The organism is Micromonospora sp. LOL_014 (assembly GCF_048060245.1).
Taxonomy (GTDB): domain Bacteria; phylum Actinomycetota; class Actinomycetes; order Mycobacteriales; family Micromonosporaceae; genus Micromonospora_E.
Map to the genome: position 1 here is coordinate 155,424 of NZ_JBHMIP010000001.1, position 15,577 is coordinate 171,000.

General features: G+C 64.6%; 14 protein-coding genes. 7 read left to right on the forward strand and 7 right to left on the reverse strand.

Features of this window, described 5'->3' with window-relative positions; translation table 11 throughout:
- Positions 1 to 46: 46 nt before the first annotated feature.
- The gene (proB, locus tag ACFHW1_RS00690) at positions 47 to 1,156 is read right to left on the reverse strand and encodes a glutamate 5-kinase (protein WP_416614623.1); all 1,110 of its coding nucleotides are present in this window, start codon (positions 1,154 to 1,156) and stop codon (positions 47 to 49) included.
- Between the two features lie 61 nt (positions 1,157 to 1,217).
- Between proB and ACFHW1_RS00695 the strand changes: the two genes are divergently transcribed.
- Entirely contained in the window at positions 1,218 to 1,526 is a 309-nt protein-coding gene (locus ACFHW1_RS00695; RefSeq protein WP_416551227.1) for an MGMT family protein, read from the forward strand.
- A gap of 81 nt (positions 1,527 to 1,607) precedes the next feature.
- Here ACFHW1_RS00695 and ACFHW1_RS00700 read toward each other — a convergent pair whose 3' ends face one another.
- From ACFHW1_RS00700 to ACFHW1_RS00710, 3 genes are all read right to left on the reverse strand, one after another.
- On the reverse strand, positions 1,608 to 2,549 hold the full coding sequence (locus ACFHW1_RS00700) for a DUF559 domain-containing protein (protein WP_416614625.1): 942 nt from the start codon (positions 2,547 to 2,549) through the stop codon (positions 1,608 to 1,610).
- A gap of 236 nt (positions 2,550 to 2,785) precedes the next feature.
- Positions 2,786 to 4,750: a hypothetical protein gene (locus tag ACFHW1_RS00705; RefSeq protein WP_416614627.1), complete on the reverse strand. Its 1,965-nt coding sequence runs from the start codon at positions 4,748 to 4,750 to the stop codon at positions 2,786 to 2,788.
- Positions 4,747 to 5,181 (reverse strand): DivIVA domain-containing protein, encoded by a 435-nt coding sequence (locus ACFHW1_RS00710; protein ID WP_416614628.1) that lies wholly within the window; start codon positions 5,179 to 5,181, stop codon positions 4,747 to 4,749. Before ACFHW1_RS00710 ends, ACFHW1_RS00705 begins: the two co-directional genes overlap by 4 nt.
- Positions 5,182 to 5,647: 466 nt before the next feature.
- Between ACFHW1_RS00710 and ACFHW1_RS00715 the strand changes: the two genes are divergently transcribed.
- Both ACFHW1_RS00715 and ACFHW1_RS00720 read left to right on the forward strand, forming a co-directional pair.
- Positions 5,648 to 5,932 (forward strand): winged helix-turn-helix domain-containing protein, encoded by a 285-nt coding sequence (locus ACFHW1_RS00715; protein WP_281551929.1) that lies wholly within the window; start codon positions 5,648 to 5,650, stop codon positions 5,930 to 5,932.
- Positions 5,933 to 6,074: 142 nt separating this feature from the next.
- Positions 6,075 to 6,920 (forward strand): Eco29kI family restriction endonuclease, encoded by an 846-nt coding sequence (locus ACFHW1_RS00720; RefSeq protein ID WP_416614630.1) that lies wholly within the window; start codon positions 6,075 to 6,077, stop codon positions 6,918 to 6,920.
- 2 nt (positions 6,921 to 6,922) lie between these two features.
- Here the strand turns inward: ACFHW1_RS00720 and ACFHW1_RS00725 are convergent, their stop codons facing one another.
- Together ACFHW1_RS00725 and ACFHW1_RS00730 are read right to left on the reverse strand one after the other, a co-directional pair.
- The gene (locus ACFHW1_RS00725) at positions 6,923 to 7,717 is read right to left on the reverse strand and encodes a very short patch repair endonuclease (RefSeq protein ID WP_416614631.1); all 795 of its coding nucleotides are present in this window, start codon (positions 7,715 to 7,717) and stop codon (positions 6,923 to 6,925) included.
- Positions 7,714 to 9,003, reverse strand: a complete 1,290-nt coding sequence (locus tag ACFHW1_RS00730) for a DNA cytosine methyltransferase (protein ID WP_416614632.1) — start codon at positions 9,001 to 9,003, stop codon at positions 7,714 to 7,716. Before ACFHW1_RS00730 ends, ACFHW1_RS00725 begins: the two co-directional genes overlap by 4 nt.
- A 145-nt stretch (positions 9,004 to 9,148) precedes the next feature.
- On the opposite strand from ACFHW1_RS00730, the gene ACFHW1_RS00735 reads away from it, so the two are divergent.
- The 4 genes from ACFHW1_RS00735 to ACFHW1_RS00750 all read left to right on the forward strand — a co-directional run bounded on the left by ACFHW1_RS00735 (position 9,149) and on the right by ACFHW1_RS00750 (position 15,207).
- Entirely contained in the window at positions 9,149 to 9,571 is a 423-nt protein-coding gene (locus tag ACFHW1_RS00735) for a DUF4259 domain-containing protein (RefSeq protein ID WP_416614633.1), read from the forward strand.
- Positions 9,572 to 9,908: 337 nt separating this feature from the next.
- Complete coding sequence (locus tag ACFHW1_RS00740) at positions 9,909 to 11,333, forward strand: ATP-binding protein (protein ID WP_416614634.1); 1,425 nt, start codon at positions 9,909 to 9,911, stop codon at positions 11,331 to 11,333.
- Positions 11,334 to 11,341: 8 nt separating this feature from the next.
- Positions 11,342 to 12,322, forward strand: a complete 981-nt coding sequence (locus tag ACFHW1_RS00745; RefSeq protein WP_416614636.1) for a PD-(D/E)XK motif protein — start codon at positions 11,342 to 11,344, stop codon at positions 12,320 to 12,322.
- Positions 12,319 to 15,207: a Z1 domain-containing protein gene (locus tag ACFHW1_RS00750; RefSeq protein ID WP_416614638.1), complete on the forward strand. Its 2,889-nt coding sequence runs from the start codon at positions 12,319 to 12,321 to the stop codon at positions 15,205 to 15,207. Before ACFHW1_RS00745 ends, ACFHW1_RS00750 begins: the two co-directional genes overlap by 4 nt.
- On the opposite strand, the gene ACFHW1_RS00755 is transcribed toward ACFHW1_RS00750, so the two are convergent.
- Positions 15,194 to 15,532 (reverse strand): hypothetical protein, encoded by a 339-nt coding sequence (locus ACFHW1_RS00755; protein WP_416614639.1) that lies wholly within the window; start codon positions 15,530 to 15,532, stop codon positions 15,194 to 15,196. The two genes, ACFHW1_RS00750 and ACFHW1_RS00755, sit on opposite strands and share 14 nt — an antisense overlap.
- Positions 15,533 to 15,577: the final 45 nt, after the last annotated feature.

Here is a 15,577-nt window from a genome sequence, read left to right on the forward strand (position 1 = left end):
GTCAGCTTCTCCTCGAATGTCGTGTGGTCACTCGAATGTCGTGTGGTCATAGGAGCACCAGGTCGTCACGGTGCACGACCTCCCGCTCATATCCTGGCCCCAGCGCCGCGGCCAACTCACCGGTGGACCGGCCGAGCAGCGTCGGCAACTCCACCGCGTCGTAGTTGACCAGCCCACGGGCCACCGGCGCACCCGCCGCGTCGACCAGGTCGACCGGGTCGCCGGCGGTGAACGTGCCGTCAACGGCGGTGATCCCGGCCGGCAGCAGCGACTTTCGGCGGGCCACCACCGCCTGCACCGCGCCGGGATCCAGGTGCAGCCGGCCCCGGGGTGCGGTGGCGTGCGCCAGCCAGAACAGCCGGGCGGCGGGCCGGCGCTCCACCCGGTGGAACAGGGTGCCGACGGTGTCGCCGTTGAGCGCTTCGGCGGCGAGCGGGGCGGCGGTCAGCACCACCGGGATACCGAAGCCGGTGGCGATCCGGGCCGCCTCCACCTTGGTCACCATGCCGCCGGTGCCGACCCCGGCCCGTCCGGCCCTGCCGATCGCCACCCCGGCCAGGTCGGCGGCGTCGCGTACCTCGGTGATCCGTTCGCTGGCCAGCTTCGCCGGGTCGCCGGTGTAGAGGGCGTCGACGTCGGAGAGCAGCACCAGCAGGTCGGCGTGGACCAGGGCGGCGACCAGGGCGGCCAGCCGGTCGTTGTCGCCGAATCGGATCTCGTCGGTGGCGACGGTGTCGTTTTCGTTGACGATCGGGACCGCACCGAGGTCGAGCAGCTTGCGCAACGTCCGGTACGCGTTGCGGTAGTGCACCCGCCTGGTCACGTCGTCGACCGTCAGCAGCACCTGGCCGGTCGTCAGACCGTGCCGGGCCAGGCTGGCCGCGTACCGGCCGATCAGCAGCCCCTGCCCGACGCTGGCCGCCGCCTGCTGGGTGGCCAGGTCATTTGGGCGTCGGGTCAGCCCGAGCGGCGCGAGCCCGGCCGCGATCGCCCCGGAGGAGACGAGCACGACCTCTCTGCCCTGCGTCGTGAGGGAGGCAAGGACGTCGACGAGGGCGTCGACCCGGTCGCCGTCCAGGCCGCCCTCCGCTGTCGTGAGGGAGGAGGAGCCGATCTTGACGACGACCCGCTTCGCCTGGGTAACTGCGGCACGCACGAGCCCCATTGTGCGCGCCGGCGTGCGCGTCGTCGGCGCGAGATCTCATATCGTGGCGCGCGTGACCCCGCAGGAGTACGTCGAGGAAGTGCTGGCGCTCGTCGAACGCATCCCAGCTGGAAAGGTCATGTCGTACGGCGCGGTCGCTGATGCGCTCTCTGAGCTTTCCGGGCGTTGTTCTGCCCGCCTGGTCGGGAACATCATGGCGCGCCATGGCTCCGCTGTCCCCTGGCACCGGGTGGTTTCCTCGGCCGGCCGGCTGCCGCCGGGGCACGAAGCCCGGGCCAGGGCGTTGCTGCGCGCCGAGGGTTGCCCGTTGCGCGGTGATGGCGTCGACATGAAAGCCGCCGCCTGGTACCCGCCGCAGTAATGCCGGGTGAGACCCGCGAGTGGAGGGCTGGGGTACGTAATTCCGCGAGAATTACGTACCCCAGCCCTCCACTCGACGCGGTCACCCGGCACGCTCGGCGATCGCCTGCCGTACTGTTTGGGGGATTTGTTCGCTTCGCCGGAGTACGTCGTCGGCGGTGAAGCGCAGCGCCAGCCAACCGGCGGCCCGCAGGGCGTTGAACCGGTGCACGTCCTTGCGGAAGGTGGCCTGCTCCCGGTGATGGTCGCCTTCGTACTCGATGGCGATGCGCCACTGCGGGTACGCCAGGTCGACCCTGGCGATGAACCTCCCGCTGCCTGCCGAGCCTGTTGAGCTGGTTGTTGGGGTGACGACTTTGAACTGCGGGGTGGGCTTCGGCAGGCCGGCGTCGTGCAGCAGCAGCCGGAGTCGGCTCTCCATCGGTGACTCGCTCAACGGCTCAGCGAGCAACAGCAACTCGCGGAGCTGCTTCACCTGTCTCCACCCTGGGTGGGCGTCGACGTACGCCGATAGTTGGGCCTTCGTGCAGGTCCGGCGGCGCAGGAGCGCGTCGAGGGCGACGAGCGCGTCGGCCCTTGGCAGCCGCCTGCCCAGGTCGAAGGCGGTCCGGACCCCGGTGGTGATGGGCATCCCGGTGAGGGAAGTGACGTCATGCTCCCAGTTGAGGGCCAGGTTGGCGTACCGGATGCGGGGGTGCGGGTCTGGTCGAGCCTTGCTCGGTACGGCGACGTGCACGGGTGCTGGCACCGTGCCCTTGTGCGGCAGCAGGTCGACGCCCCAGAGAAAGGCGGCGCTCAGGCCGTAGATAGTCGCAATGGGTGGGAGACGGACTGCGACGGCGAGGCACCACATCCGGTGGTCGTTTGGCTGGTACGCGTCAGCATGCACGTAGACGTCGTGGAGCAGGCGGCGCCAGGTCGGGCCGGCGAGCATCCGCTTGGTGAGCAGGCCGGCGGCGACTGCCTGGCTGCCGGCGAACGGTTCGACGGTCAACTCGCGGGGCACCTTGACGGGGCGGGCCATCCGGCAGAGCCTGCCGGCACATGTGCATGCTTCGCTGCCCCGATTGTCGATCTGGTCGCGAATCCGACTCAAGAGTGCGGGGGAGCGGGCTGGAAGGCTCCGGCCCGGTGCGGACGGTGGAGGGGCGGGAGCCGGCGGTGGTGGTGCAGGCGGGGCAGTCGATGACGGTGACTGCCCCGCCTGCGGGTGGGGTCGGCGCGGTCTCCCGCTGGTGGCGCCGATCCGGCGGCGTCGGGTCAGATGTCGGCAGTCACGGCGGTGACTGCTCCGTCGAGGGTGGCGGCGGTGGCGATCAGTCTGGTGTGGTGTGGGCCATCGGGCAGGTGGACTTCGCATCGCTGCGGGGTGAGCAGGACGGTGACGGCGGTGCCGGGGTGGTGGGTGGCGAGTGCGGTGAGCGCCGGCACCGGGTCGGGTGTGCCGTTGTCGGGCTGGGCATCACCTGCGCCGTCGGGCTCACCCGCGTGGTCGTCGAGGTTGGTCGGCACCGGTATCGGGGTGGTCGGGTCGGTGGGCACGGTCTGGTCGCTGGCGTTGCGGAGGAACTCCAGGGCCTGTGCGATCGCCTTCGGCAGGCTGGGTTGGTGCGCCCCGGGACCCCAGCGGTCGAGGTGGCTGGTGGTGTCGGGTGGGGCGAAGCGGACTCCCCAGCGCAGGCCCTGGACCTGGTAGGGGATGCCGTCGTTGCGGCGGTGGTCAGCGACGGAGACGACCAGGGCCAGGCCGAGGGCGTACGCCAGTTTGACCACTGTGGCCAGGGGCGGCACCTTCGGTGGGCTGGCGCGCAGCAGGATCCGGCCGCCGGGGTGCCCGTTGGTGACATTTTCGAGGTACGCCGTGACCGGGTCGCCGCCGGGCCGGTGCACGGTGGCGTAGCCGTGCAGCAGCTCGTGGTCGCGCAGGTGCATGATCAGGCCGTCGAGGGTGGCCAGCTCGGTCGGGTCGAGGCCGAGCGCGGTCAGCTGGTGGGTGAGCTGGTACTCCGGCGGGAGCTGGTGGATGGCTTTGCCGCCCGGGTGGTAGCCGATCCAGGGCGGTGCGGCTGGCGGCGTACCGCCGAGGGGTGGCCAGTTGAGGTGCCGGACCCGGCGGCGACCGGCGGCGATGGTGACGGTCGCACCCTGATAGATGCGGTGGCTGCCGCCGCAGGTGCGGCAGCCACCGATCGGTTCGCAGTCGCAGTCTTCCCAGTGCGGCAGGTGGGTGCAGTCGGGGCAGCGCCGGTGCGGGATCGGCGGTCCCTGCCACGATGGTGGGGGTGGCTGCCAGGAGCGGGCCGGCCGCCCGCCGGAGCCGGTGCCGGTGTTGGTGTTGGCGTCGCGGAGGGTGGTGTGCCACCAGCGGCCGTCGCGCCAGATGGCGTGCGCGCCGGGGGTCGGCTCGCCGGTGAGCAGCGCGGTGCAGTCGGCGACGATGCGGCGTTCGAGCTGGTCGACGTCGACCGGTGGCGGGCCGAGGCTGATGCCGTTGGCCGGGCGCGGGGTGACGTAGTGGGCGGGGGCGTGCTGGCCGCGGTCGACCAGCTGGTAGCAGGCGCGGGCGACACTGACCCGGGTGGCGGCCTCGGCGAAGCTGCCGTAGCGGCCGGTGCCGGTGGGGACCGGGCTGCCGGGCAGTTCGAAGCGGACGTCCCAGCGGAAGCGGTCGCTGTCGGGGGCGAGTGGGTCGCGGCGGGCTTCGACGACCAGGTCGAGGCAGAGCAGTTCGGCGGTTTCGCAGAGTTCGCCGAGGCGGCGGGCCGGGTCGGGTGGTGGTGGGGCGGCGGTGCGGCCGTACCAGATCCGCCATGGTTCGTAGCCTTCGCCGGCGATCGGTGCGGCTTCGAGGGCGTGCCGCTGGTGGTCGGGCAGGTCGGGCTGCCAGCCGGCGGGCAGCTCCGCCCACGGGGCGAAGATCGGTTCGCCGGGTAGTTCGGGGTCGTAGACGTGGGCGGCGCCGACCCGGGCGGCGAGGTCGTCGACGACGGGTGCCAGGTCGAGGCACCAGAAGCGGCCGTCGTCGGTGCGGGTCGGGGTGACCGCGCCGGGTACGACGTTCGCCGACGCGACGGCGGCGGTGTCGATGTTGGCGACGGTGAGCACGAACTGGGCGCGGCGTTTGCCGGCCCCGCCGCAGCGCGGGCACGCTGCGGCGGGGCTGCCGTCGCAGCGGGGGCAGCTGACGACGGTGACAGTGTGGTGTGGGGTCGGGTGGTGGGTCACGACTGCCCCGCGTACGCGCTGGTGGTGGTGCCGGCGCCGGTCCAGGCGGGCAGGTTGACGGCGGCCTGCGCGGCGCGGGCCTGGCTGGTCTGCCAGCGGCGGAGCGCGTCCTTGATCCGGTCGTTCTGCTCGTAGGTGCGGTCAAGTTCGGCGTAGACGACGCCGAGGTCGTGGGCGACCCGTTCGAGGAAGGCGGCGACTTCGCCGGGGTCGAGGCCGGGTCCGTGCGCCTTGCGGGTGACGGTCGGGAAGCGGTGGGCGCGGATCTGCCAGGGCCGGATCGGCCGGTACGCGGCGGGCCGCTGGTTACGGCGACGACCATCGGCGGGTACGCGGTAGACACCGCTGCCGTTCGGCCAGTCGCGTGGTGGCGTGCCGGCCATGGTGCGGCGTTGCCGGCGCAGCCGCCAACGTCGCCAAAGCTCTCGCATCACGTGTTCCTCCCCATTCCTTCGCTGCTGGTGTTCGGGTCTGGCGGTGTCGTGGGTGTGCCTGGACGGGGGTGGCCCTGCCGCTTGCCGAACCGGCGGGGCCACCCCCCACCCCGATCGCCGCAGCCCTCCTCGGCAGTACGGCGACCAGGGCAAACCTTCGGGGCCGGGACGCCCAACGGCGTGACCCGCTGACCGCCCCGACCGGGTGGATCCACTCAGCGCCGACCGAGTAGTTCCGCCTAGAACCTACGTTACCGGGTACTCTGGCGCTACCCCGTAACGTTAGTTTCTTTGATCGATGTCACCCGAGCCTCGTCGACCAGGCGATGGGCGGAGGCGTCCGACAAGGGCTGCATGCGAGAGTGCGATGCCAGCCTGCGTTACCCAGTAACTATTCAGTACCCCGTAACGCATGTTCTCCCCGGCGTGTGGTTTCTTGGACTTGCCGACCGAGGGAGTGCCGATGGCCACGCCGCTCTACCAGCAAATCGCCGACGACATAGCGGAACAGATCCGTGCCGGGGTACTCAAGCCGGGTGACCGCCTGCCGTCGACCCGGCAGCTGATGGCGAACTACGAGGTGAGCGAGACCGTCATCCGCTTCGTGATGATCCAGCTCAAGGCACAGAGTCTCGTCTATGGGCAGCCTGGACGTGGTGTCTACGTTCGTGGCCCGGCCGATGGCGACGAAGGTCCGCGCAAGCACGTGTCGCTACGGCCTGCCGAGGACCCCGAACCGGAGCAGTGAAGTTGTTCGGCATCCTGGCTACTGAGCACTGCTGAACCACAACCGGCGACGGGGTCGCTCTCCATCGTCTGTGGACCCGCATGCGTACTCGATCGACGCTATGTCAGAATCCAACCTCGTTCAGTCATCGGAGGTGGCGCAGGTGTCAACGTGGACGGCAGAGTTCCGGCTCAGCATCACCAAGGCGTTGGCTGACCAACTGGAAGCCACCCTGCGGCCGCTCACCCCCGCCACGCTTGACAAAGACCACCTGGAGCGAGTCCAGTCCCGTCCCGGCGTGTACTGCCTGTTCCATCAGGGCAGACGGGTGTATGTCGGCAAGGCCGCCAAGTCGTTGCAAGAGCGACTGAACCAGCACCAGCGGAAAGTGACCGGTCGCGCCGGGCTTGACCCGGCTGACATCCGTTTCGTGTGTGTCTACGTCGACGAGGACCTCGACGCCGCCGCGCCCGAAAAGCTCCTGATCAAGAACTATCGGACGCACGACAGCATCCCCTGGAATACGAACGGCTTCGGCAACAACGATCCTGGGCGGAACCGGGACGGCAGCAAGGTCAGGAGCGGACACTTCGACGCCCTGTACCCGGTCGACTTGGACTTCAGCATCCGATGCGCTGAAGGTGTCAGGTCCGTTGATGAGCTGCTTGAGCAGGCGAGAACTGATTTCCCCTTCCGGATCCGCTGGGATAGCGGCGCTGCCGCGAAGGCCGCCTACCAGGCGAGCAACGTCCGCATGGACGACGAGGATCTGACGGTGCGCGCCTGGGCTGCCAGGCTGGTCGCCGCTCTGCCAGAGGGCTGGCAGCTCACGGCGCTTCCGGGCTACCTCATCCTGTACCGCGAGGAGCGCCGTTACGAAAGCGCACTGGGATGGTGGCGTCGTAGCGCCGATGGATCGGCGCAGTACACGCAGGGTCCAAAGAACTTCGCTGCCGGACCCGCCGAGGATGACCCGGCTGAACCTGGCGATCTCGACCAGGGCCCGTAGCGTCAGGCTGACTGGCGCGTCGTAGCCAGCTGGCGAGTCACCTTCACTACTCGCTCGGCTGCCTCCGCTGGGTCCTCGTGTTCCCAGATGCGAATCACCGTCCAGCCGGCCTCGGCAAGGAGCCGGTCGGTCTCTCGATCGCGTACCCGGTTGCCCTCTATCTTCTCCCGCCAGAACTGAGCGTTTCGCTGCGATGGCCGGTGGTGATCGGGGCAGCCGTGCCAGAAGCAGCCGTCGATGAACACGGCGACGCGGACTCGTGGGAACGCGATGTCGGCAGTGCGGCGGACCGATGGGATAGGCCGGAAGTTGACCCGGTACCGCAGGCCAGCCTTGTGAAGGAGCGAGCGAACCTTCCTCTCGGGGCGGGTGTCACGTCCCTTGTTGGCCCGCATGATCGCCTGGACGGCTGGGCTCGACGCCCAGGACGTGTCGCTTGCGGTCTCCTTCACCGCCAGCAGCTCACGCGACCAGGCGAGTCGCCAACCCTCGGCGAGGTTTTCCGCCCTGGTGGCGTGACTGACCTCGCCCAGGTAGCGGGCGGGAGACTTGCCGCGGTCGGACCAACGGAGATAGGCGCGGATGCGCCTGGACTTGGGCAACAGCTTGAGCTCCACCGACGCGCGGGCCCAGCGTCCGTCGCCAAGATCCACCCATCGCCGGTCGTGGCCGCCAGCGGCGCGGTCCTGCTCGGCGACGACCGACTGCCGACTCCGACCCTTTCGGCCCTTCCACGCACTTGCGCTCGGGAGCTTGTCGGCCCAACGATGATCAGACTGTTGGAGATCCTCGGTCATGGCTGCTGGTCGGCCTCGTCAAGCGCGTCGGCGATCTTGCGGGCGAAGAACTCGCCGAGAACCACGGGGACGGCGTTGCCGAGCTGCCGCATCTGCTCGCCCCGAGGCCCAGCGAGCTTCCAGTCGTCGGGAAACGTCATCACCCTAGCCGTCTCCCGTACGGTCATGTATCGGTGTCGGTAGGCGTCCGCCGAGGGGTCGAGATCGTCCGTGAGCATTACGGACTCCCCGCCTGGCACACCGTGCACGCCGGCCTTGACGGTCTTCGCTGGCCGGTCGAGCTCGTTCGGAGTGTGGCCGGCGTAGATCCGCGCACCGGGCCAGCCGATGTGGTCGGTGACCCCACCAAGCAGATACTCCTGTCGGTCGAGTCGATTCCATGGCACCGGAGGTAGGGGCGGCTGGCCATCGGTGCCAGCGATCGCGTCGCGTAGCGTGCGCCAGGGGAGAGTGCCGTCAGCGATGGTGATCGCACCGGACAGCCGCGACATTACGCGCCGGCGGACATGGCTGGGCACTCTTGGATGCCGATCCCAGTAGGTCCCATCCAGCATCGTCCGCGCCAGGGCCGACTCCGAATGCGTCGGCCTGACTGACTGCTCGAAGCGGTCGAGGTCGACCCCGAGATCAGTCCTGAAGGCCACCAGGATGATCCTGTTGCGAATCTGTGGCACTCCGTAATCAGCGGCGTTCACCGGAAAGGTCCGGACCTGGTAGCGCTGCTTCGGGTCGGATGGCGTCTCGCCGAGCCTGCGACGGAGGATCTCGTCGTGCTCCTGCCAGGACGCCGCCTCATCGCGCTCCTCGAAGGGGAGCTGCAGCTCCCGCTCGATGTAGTCGAAGTAGGGACGGAACGACGGCCGGAGTAGCCCGCGCACATTTTCACAGATCACGGCTTTGGGCTGAATATCCCGGATCGCGCGGAACATCTCCGGGAACATGTTGCGCTTGTCCTCGTCGCCCTTGGCGACGCCGCCCAGGCTGAAGGGCTGGCAGGGGGGACCTCCCGCGAGGAGATCGACGCGATCCCACAGGTAGCGGAAGTCGACCTCGCGTACGTCACCCTCGACCAGTGGCCACCGGTCCCCGCGCGTCGGTATCCGCTCCTCCTCGCCGCGCGTCGTGGCGGCGTTGAGCTTCAACGTGTCACAGGCGTACTGGAAAATCTCGTTGACCAGAAGGGGGCGGAAGCCCGCTCCGTGGACGGCCATGGCCAGACCGCCGCCGCCGGCGAAGAGCTCCACCGACGTGCGGTCCACGGTTGGCTCTTCTGGCAGATCAGACATGGCAGAACTATACCGCGGAGTTGTAGATCTTGGAAGTCCGGCTCGCCGGAGGGTCGGTGTGACCGAGGCGGGCGCGTACGGGTACACCCCTCCTTGGCCGCCCGCCGACATGTGGTTGGGTCTACAGGCGTTCGAGGGAGAAACGATGGCGACCTGGCAGTTCGGTCCGTTCGACAACGACGAGGCGGTGGAGTGGTGCGCCACCCTGGAGGACGCCGATCCTGATCGACGCGCCGAGCTGACCCGCGAGGCGCTCGTGAAGGTGGCATCGCCTGCAGACGTCGGTACTGCGGAGGACGCGGCTCGCGCTATCGCCGCTGCGGCCGTGGTCCTCCAGGCGCTCACCGGGAAGCCGGTCTCGACATCGGCATACGGCCCCCGCTTCCTGGCAGGGCGGGAACAGATCCAGGCCAGCCCTGAGCTGCGGGACCTGGCCGCACGCGCACTCGACGCCGCTCTCGCCCCCGGATCGGCATGGCGCCTTCAGTGGCATGACGACGTCGAGGAAGAGGAAGCAATCGCCACGGTGGAGGAGTTGCGACACGCTCTCCTCGCTGTGACTCTCTGACATTGCTCGCCGATGATACAGGCGACTCATGTCTGGGCCCGTTGATGGCCGGCATCGAGGCGTACGGTGGCAGCTGCCAGTGGCTGGCCCGATGACTCCCCCGGCGATGACCGTTTGGGTAGTCCATGTACGGCATGTGCTTCGCTAACATAGTTGCACCCAGTGACCTTCAGTGACTCGCGTCGCTTGGCTATCCCGTCCGTCGGCGAGGGCGCTCGCCGACGGCCCCCTGATGGAGTGAGGCACGATGTCCCACTGGCGTGCACAGGTCCCCACGAGTGGATCGGTGAGCTTGCCGCCTGACCCCCACGCCCTTGACGGCCTCGGTCGTAACCACTTGATCGAGACGGCATTGGCCGATCTGGTCGACAATTCGATCGACGCTGGAGCTAGCGAGGTTTTGATCAGGTTCGTGCAGCAGCAAGGTAGACTGTGTGCGCTGTACGTGGTAGACAATGGACGCGGGATCCGAGCCGACCGCGTGAACGCCGCTATGACAGTTGGTGGCGTCGCCGAGTATGGCGCCAAGAGTCTGGGAAAGTTCGGCCTAGGAATGAAGGCAGCTTCCTTTAGTCAGGCCCGCAGCCTGACTGTACTCTCGCGAACCGCAGCGCCAAGTGTTGTCGGACGACGATGGCGGATCGGCAACCGTCGGAACTTCAGATGTGACATTGTCCCCGAGCGCTTCGTCATCGAGGAATTAGCGCGTGACTGGAATATGCGTGCAAGCAAAACGGGAACGGTGATCCGGTGGGACGATGTTACCGGTTTTCCTGCGACTGGCGATCCTGTCCGTGTGCAACGGTTTATAACGGCGACGATCGCGAGGATTTCCGAACACCTCGGACTCGTGATGCATCGGCTTATCGCTGAGGCTCGAATCCGTATTGGAATCGATGTGGAAGATGTCGACCAGGCAACAGTTGGGCCGCGCTTCGATGTCATCGCCCTCGACCCATTTGGCTACCACAAGTCCGGTAACCTAGCTTACCCGAAGAAGTTGACCTCGTTCATCAATGGCCACGCGGTAAACCTGGAATGTCATATCTGGCCTGGCCGGTCGAAATCGGATCTGTTCCGACTTGCGGGCGGTGTCGTGGAACGACAGGGACTGTACTTCTATCGGCGAAACCGCCTCTTGCACGCTGGTGGTTGGGACGGAGTGGCCGTTCCTGATCCGCGATTGCAGCTAGCCAGGGTTGCGATAAATATAGACGATGAAATCGCCGGAATATTCCGGATGAATCCGGAGAAGTCTCGTGTAATAGTTGGTCCCGAATTCGCCCACCTCGTTGAGACAGCTCGTAGCGAGGATGGCACGACCATGGCCGAATACCTGCAAGACGCAGAGGCCGCCTACAAGAAGTCAAGGATGCGCAGTCGCAATCGGCGACGAATGATTCCCCCCGGCCGTGGGTTCGAGCGGGCTGTTAAAGGTGCTATCGCAGATGAGATCCCCTTCGTTGAAGGGGAAGACCCGATCGATATCAGGTGGCGAAGAATGGAGGGCGTGGAACTTCTCGTGGTTGATCGTGACTCTCGGACACTGTGGCTCAACGATCGGTACAGGAACGGTGTGCTCGGTGGCCGGCGTGGTGGCCTTAACGATGCTCCCTTGGTCAAGGCTCTGCTCTATCTACTTGTCGAGGACGCCTTTCAGGGCGAGTATCTCGGCGCCAAGGACAAGGACAATATTGCCCTCTGGCAGGAGATCCTCACCACTGCGGCACAGTGCGAGGCGGCTCGGAGTGAGAAGGAGTGAACCGGAGCATGCGACATTTGAGCCCTGATAGCTTGGACCGGTATTTGAACAGTGGTGCAGTCATCGAGCATCTCATTGCCGGGGAACCTCGTGTTACGCTCCTGATTAATCCAGAAGTGCCAATGATTGGGCTGCGTACCCGCCGTCATCGGGATGAAATTCTACCACAAGTACAGCTCGAAAATGTTGCCGTTGTCGCGGGCCACGGCGTCGAGGGCCGGTACCTTGAGATCCGCGTGACCGACCCAAAGCTTTTCGGCGACGCGCACCCGGTGCTCTGCGCGATCGCTGATCGCATTCAGCTGCAGGGAATGAGTCTAAGCGCTGCGGTTTCGGACACGCTTCATTTTCTGGGACGGTTGTTGCGGCACCGGCAAGAGCTTTCACGGGAGCGGGAAATCGGTCTTTGCGGTGAACTTATCCTGTTTATCGGAGTGTGTCGACAATTGGGTGCAGAGATGGCTCTCGCGACGTGGCGCGGGCCGAATGCCGAGGAGCACGACTTCGGTTTCTGTAGATTCGACGTGGAGGTTAAGACGAGCGCACTCGAGCGTCGCATGCACTGGATCAATTCCCTCACGCAGCTGAGTGCTACCGGCGATCGGCCGTTGTATATTGCCTCGCACTTGCTCACGGAGGCCGCATCTGATGATGGTTGGAAACTTGGGGATCTCGTGACTATCGCCCGACGGGAGGTGGAATCAGCCGGTCTTCGTCAAGATTTAGAACGACGGTTGTCGCGAGCAGGTTGGATTGACTATTTCACGGAAACCTGCCGTACCCGATGGCGGCGGCGCGTCCCCTCCGTCGCATACGTAGTCGACGAAAAATTTCCTCGGCTGACGCCGGGCCTACTTACCGCCGCCGGAGTCGAGCTGAACCGCGTGACCGAGGCTCGCTACCGTGTCGACCTCACCGGGTACTCCACCGCTGACCCTACCCCGCCTATTCTCGCACAGGCGCTTTCAACGGAGATGATGACTATATGAGTGAGCTGATGGCGACGGCCTACCGCGAGGCGTTACGCGCGATGGAGATCAAAGGCCCTCGGCCCTTGCATAGCACCGCAGCCTTCTTCGCTGACGCTACCGTGACGGTGAGCGACGAGTCGCTACGAGAATACCTCGCGACAGCCGATCCTAACGATGCGTTCCGAATAGAGCTTGATATACAGCTCCACATTTGGGATGGCGCCGTCGACGCAGCCTGGATCGACGGTACCGCTCCGCGTACAGCCGAAAGGCGTGTGCACATCCTCTCGCTTCTGAGTGTTGATGAAAAGACTGCGGATTTCCTGACTGATAGGTTCCCTGTTACTGCGTCTACTCATACCCTAATCAACGCGCCATGGACACCTTGGTATACCGTACGAGTTGGCACGAGCCAGGGCTTCTATTGGGACCACTATCTCCGCTACCTCTCAGAGAAGGCTGGCTTTGACGGGGGCGCCATCGCTGACCTAGACGCGGCGACGACAAGCGTGGTGGAGCGACTCGCCGATCCTACCCGTTCGGGGAGGCATCAGGCCAAAGGACTCGTGGTGGGATACGTCCAGAGCGGCAAAACCGCCAACTTCACGGGGGTAATTGCCAAGGCTATCGACGTTGGATACCGCTTGGTGATTGTACTTACAGGGAGCACTGTTCTTCTCCGTACGCAGACTCAACGTCGGCTCGACATGGAATTGGTCGGTCAGGAGAACCTCCTACGCGGAATCAGTGAGAATGACACGGACTCGTTCGACTATCACGACGATCCGGCCTGGCATGCTGGGAAATTCTTGCGTCATGGTGTCCAGCCGTCGGAGGTCGGTCAGCCCGATATTATTCGCCTAACCACCCGCGATTTTGACTACCGTAGCCTATTGCAAGGAATTACGGCTCTGGACTTCGACCCGCGGGACCGAAGAAAGCCCTACTTCCATCCAGATAATTTGATGCCAACTCCGGCTCGACTTGTCGTTGTTAAGAAGAATGGACCTGTCCTGCGGAAGCTTGTCAAGGATCTGGGTAAAATAACGGCTCGGCTAGGCGAGATCCCCGCTATTGTTATCGATGATGAGTCTGATCAGGCGTCTCCTAATACCAGTAACCCAAGGAAGTGGAAAGAAGATCAAAAGCAGCGCACCAGCATCAACCGACTCATCGGAGACTTGCTCACCCTTCTGCCTCGGGCTCAATATGTTGGCTATACGGCAACGCCGTTCGCTAATGTGTTCATCGACCCCAGCGATGCTGAGGACATTTTTCCGAAAGACTTCATTATCGCGCTAAAGGAGCCCCAGGGGTACATGGGGGCAAAGGATTTCCACGACTTTGACGCGGATTCGTCGAAAGCATCGCGAGTGGCGACCCACGTCCGGTATCTGTCGGACGATGACGATGATGATGACACGATGCTGTTGCGGGCGTTGGACACGTACGTCTTGACTGGCGCTGTCAGGTTGTTTCGAGAGGACCGTGGAGTTAGTGAGGTGCCGCACCACACGATGCTTGTTCATGAGGCGATGAATCGGGATGTTCATCGTGAACAGGCTAACGTTTTGCGCGAGTTGTGGCAGGCTGCAGGCTACTACTCATCCGCCAGTTTGAGCCGGCTTCGCCAACTTTACGAGAACGACATCCTTCGGGTTAGCCAAACTACCGGGCGCGACCTTCCGACGCCGCACAATTACCAGGACCTCGTTCCGTATATAGCGCGAGCGGTACAGAGGATCGGTGGGACGGGTGACCCAGTCCTTGTGGTGAACAGTGAACCAGCGCTTGAGCGGGCAAAGAAAGAGGTCGACTTCGACAAGCGATCTGTCTGGCGCATACTTGTTGGAGGCAATAAGCTCTCTCGCGGGTTTACGGTGGAGGGGCTAACGGTTTCCTATTACCGAAGAATGACTAAACAGCAGGACACCCTTATGCAGATGGGCCGGTGGTTTGGCTTCAGGAGCGGCTACCAGGATCTGGTCCGTCTGTACATCACGCGAAACCTTCATGAGGCATTCCAGGCCAGTTGCCTTGACGAAGAGTCGTTTCGGGCAGAGCTACGCCGCTATGCGGTCCCGGTTGGAGGAGTTCCCCAGGTTACACCCGCTCGTATTCCGCCGTTGGTCGCCCAGCATCTCCCCTGGCTCAAGCCGACTGCTACAAACAAGATGTATAACGCTGTGCTGACTGAGAGGCGGTCACCAGGTACCCCCATTGAGCCACGGTGCTATCCATCGGATCCGACGCTGATACGACACAACACCGAAGCATTTAAGCCCCTCCTTCATGCTGCACAAGATGAGACTCACCTATATGGTGGATTCGAAGCCTGGGACTATCGGGCCCTAATCGGTTCCGTCAGCCACCAAATAGTTCTCGGAGCGCTGAGTGTGCTTGAACTAGCCGTGCCGAATTATCTCACACCCGATCTTCGTTGGCTGAGTTCTCTGACGGCGAATCATATCGATGAGTGGGTCATCGTACTTCCGCAGCATGTCGCAGACGCGAGCAGGCGAAGGATCCTCGGCCATAGACCAACTAGCGTATTCGCTCGAAGCCGCTCACGGACGAACTACTACAGCACGCTCAGCGAGGTCCGTCACCGCAAACCGATTGATCTCATTAAAGCAGGAGTTGCCAAGATTGGCGACGATACCGCGAACGCACTTGTGGGTCCTCGCACTGGCACGCTCCTCCTGTATCCGACCGTAGACCTTGCGGTCGGCCGGGCGGCGAAGGCGGTATCCGGCGAACCAGGTGGTGAGTTGCCCCCCGGAGCGGTTACCCTGGCGTTTCATCTCGTCGCGCCTCTTACTGCGATCGGAGATGACCGTCGGCTGGTTACATTTGCAACGATCGACAGCTCCCGTGATGATGAGGCGATCATTGAAAAGTGAAGTATCTGGCCCTTATGCCTCCATGGAGCGGCTGAATAGGTTTGGGTGATGAATGGTGCATTTTCGGCCGGCAGAGCGGGTCAATTGGGTTTGTCGAGATGCGGATTAAGGCGTCCTGCAGGTTGGTTTCTGTATCTTCGTTGCCCGGTAAGGAGTTGTCTCGATGCCAAATATTGAAGAATACCTCGATATTCAGCATTCTTCGGCTAGGTGGCAATGGAATCTGGTCATTGGTCGGATGCCTGTCGTTACAGGTAGAAGGCAGGTCGCCTTTCTGCCGGTCGAGACTCTCGTTTGCCTGGCTGCCAGCCTGTTGGTCAACCACCGCAGATATGGGGGCTCCACCGCTCATCTGGCGGTCGAACCGGTA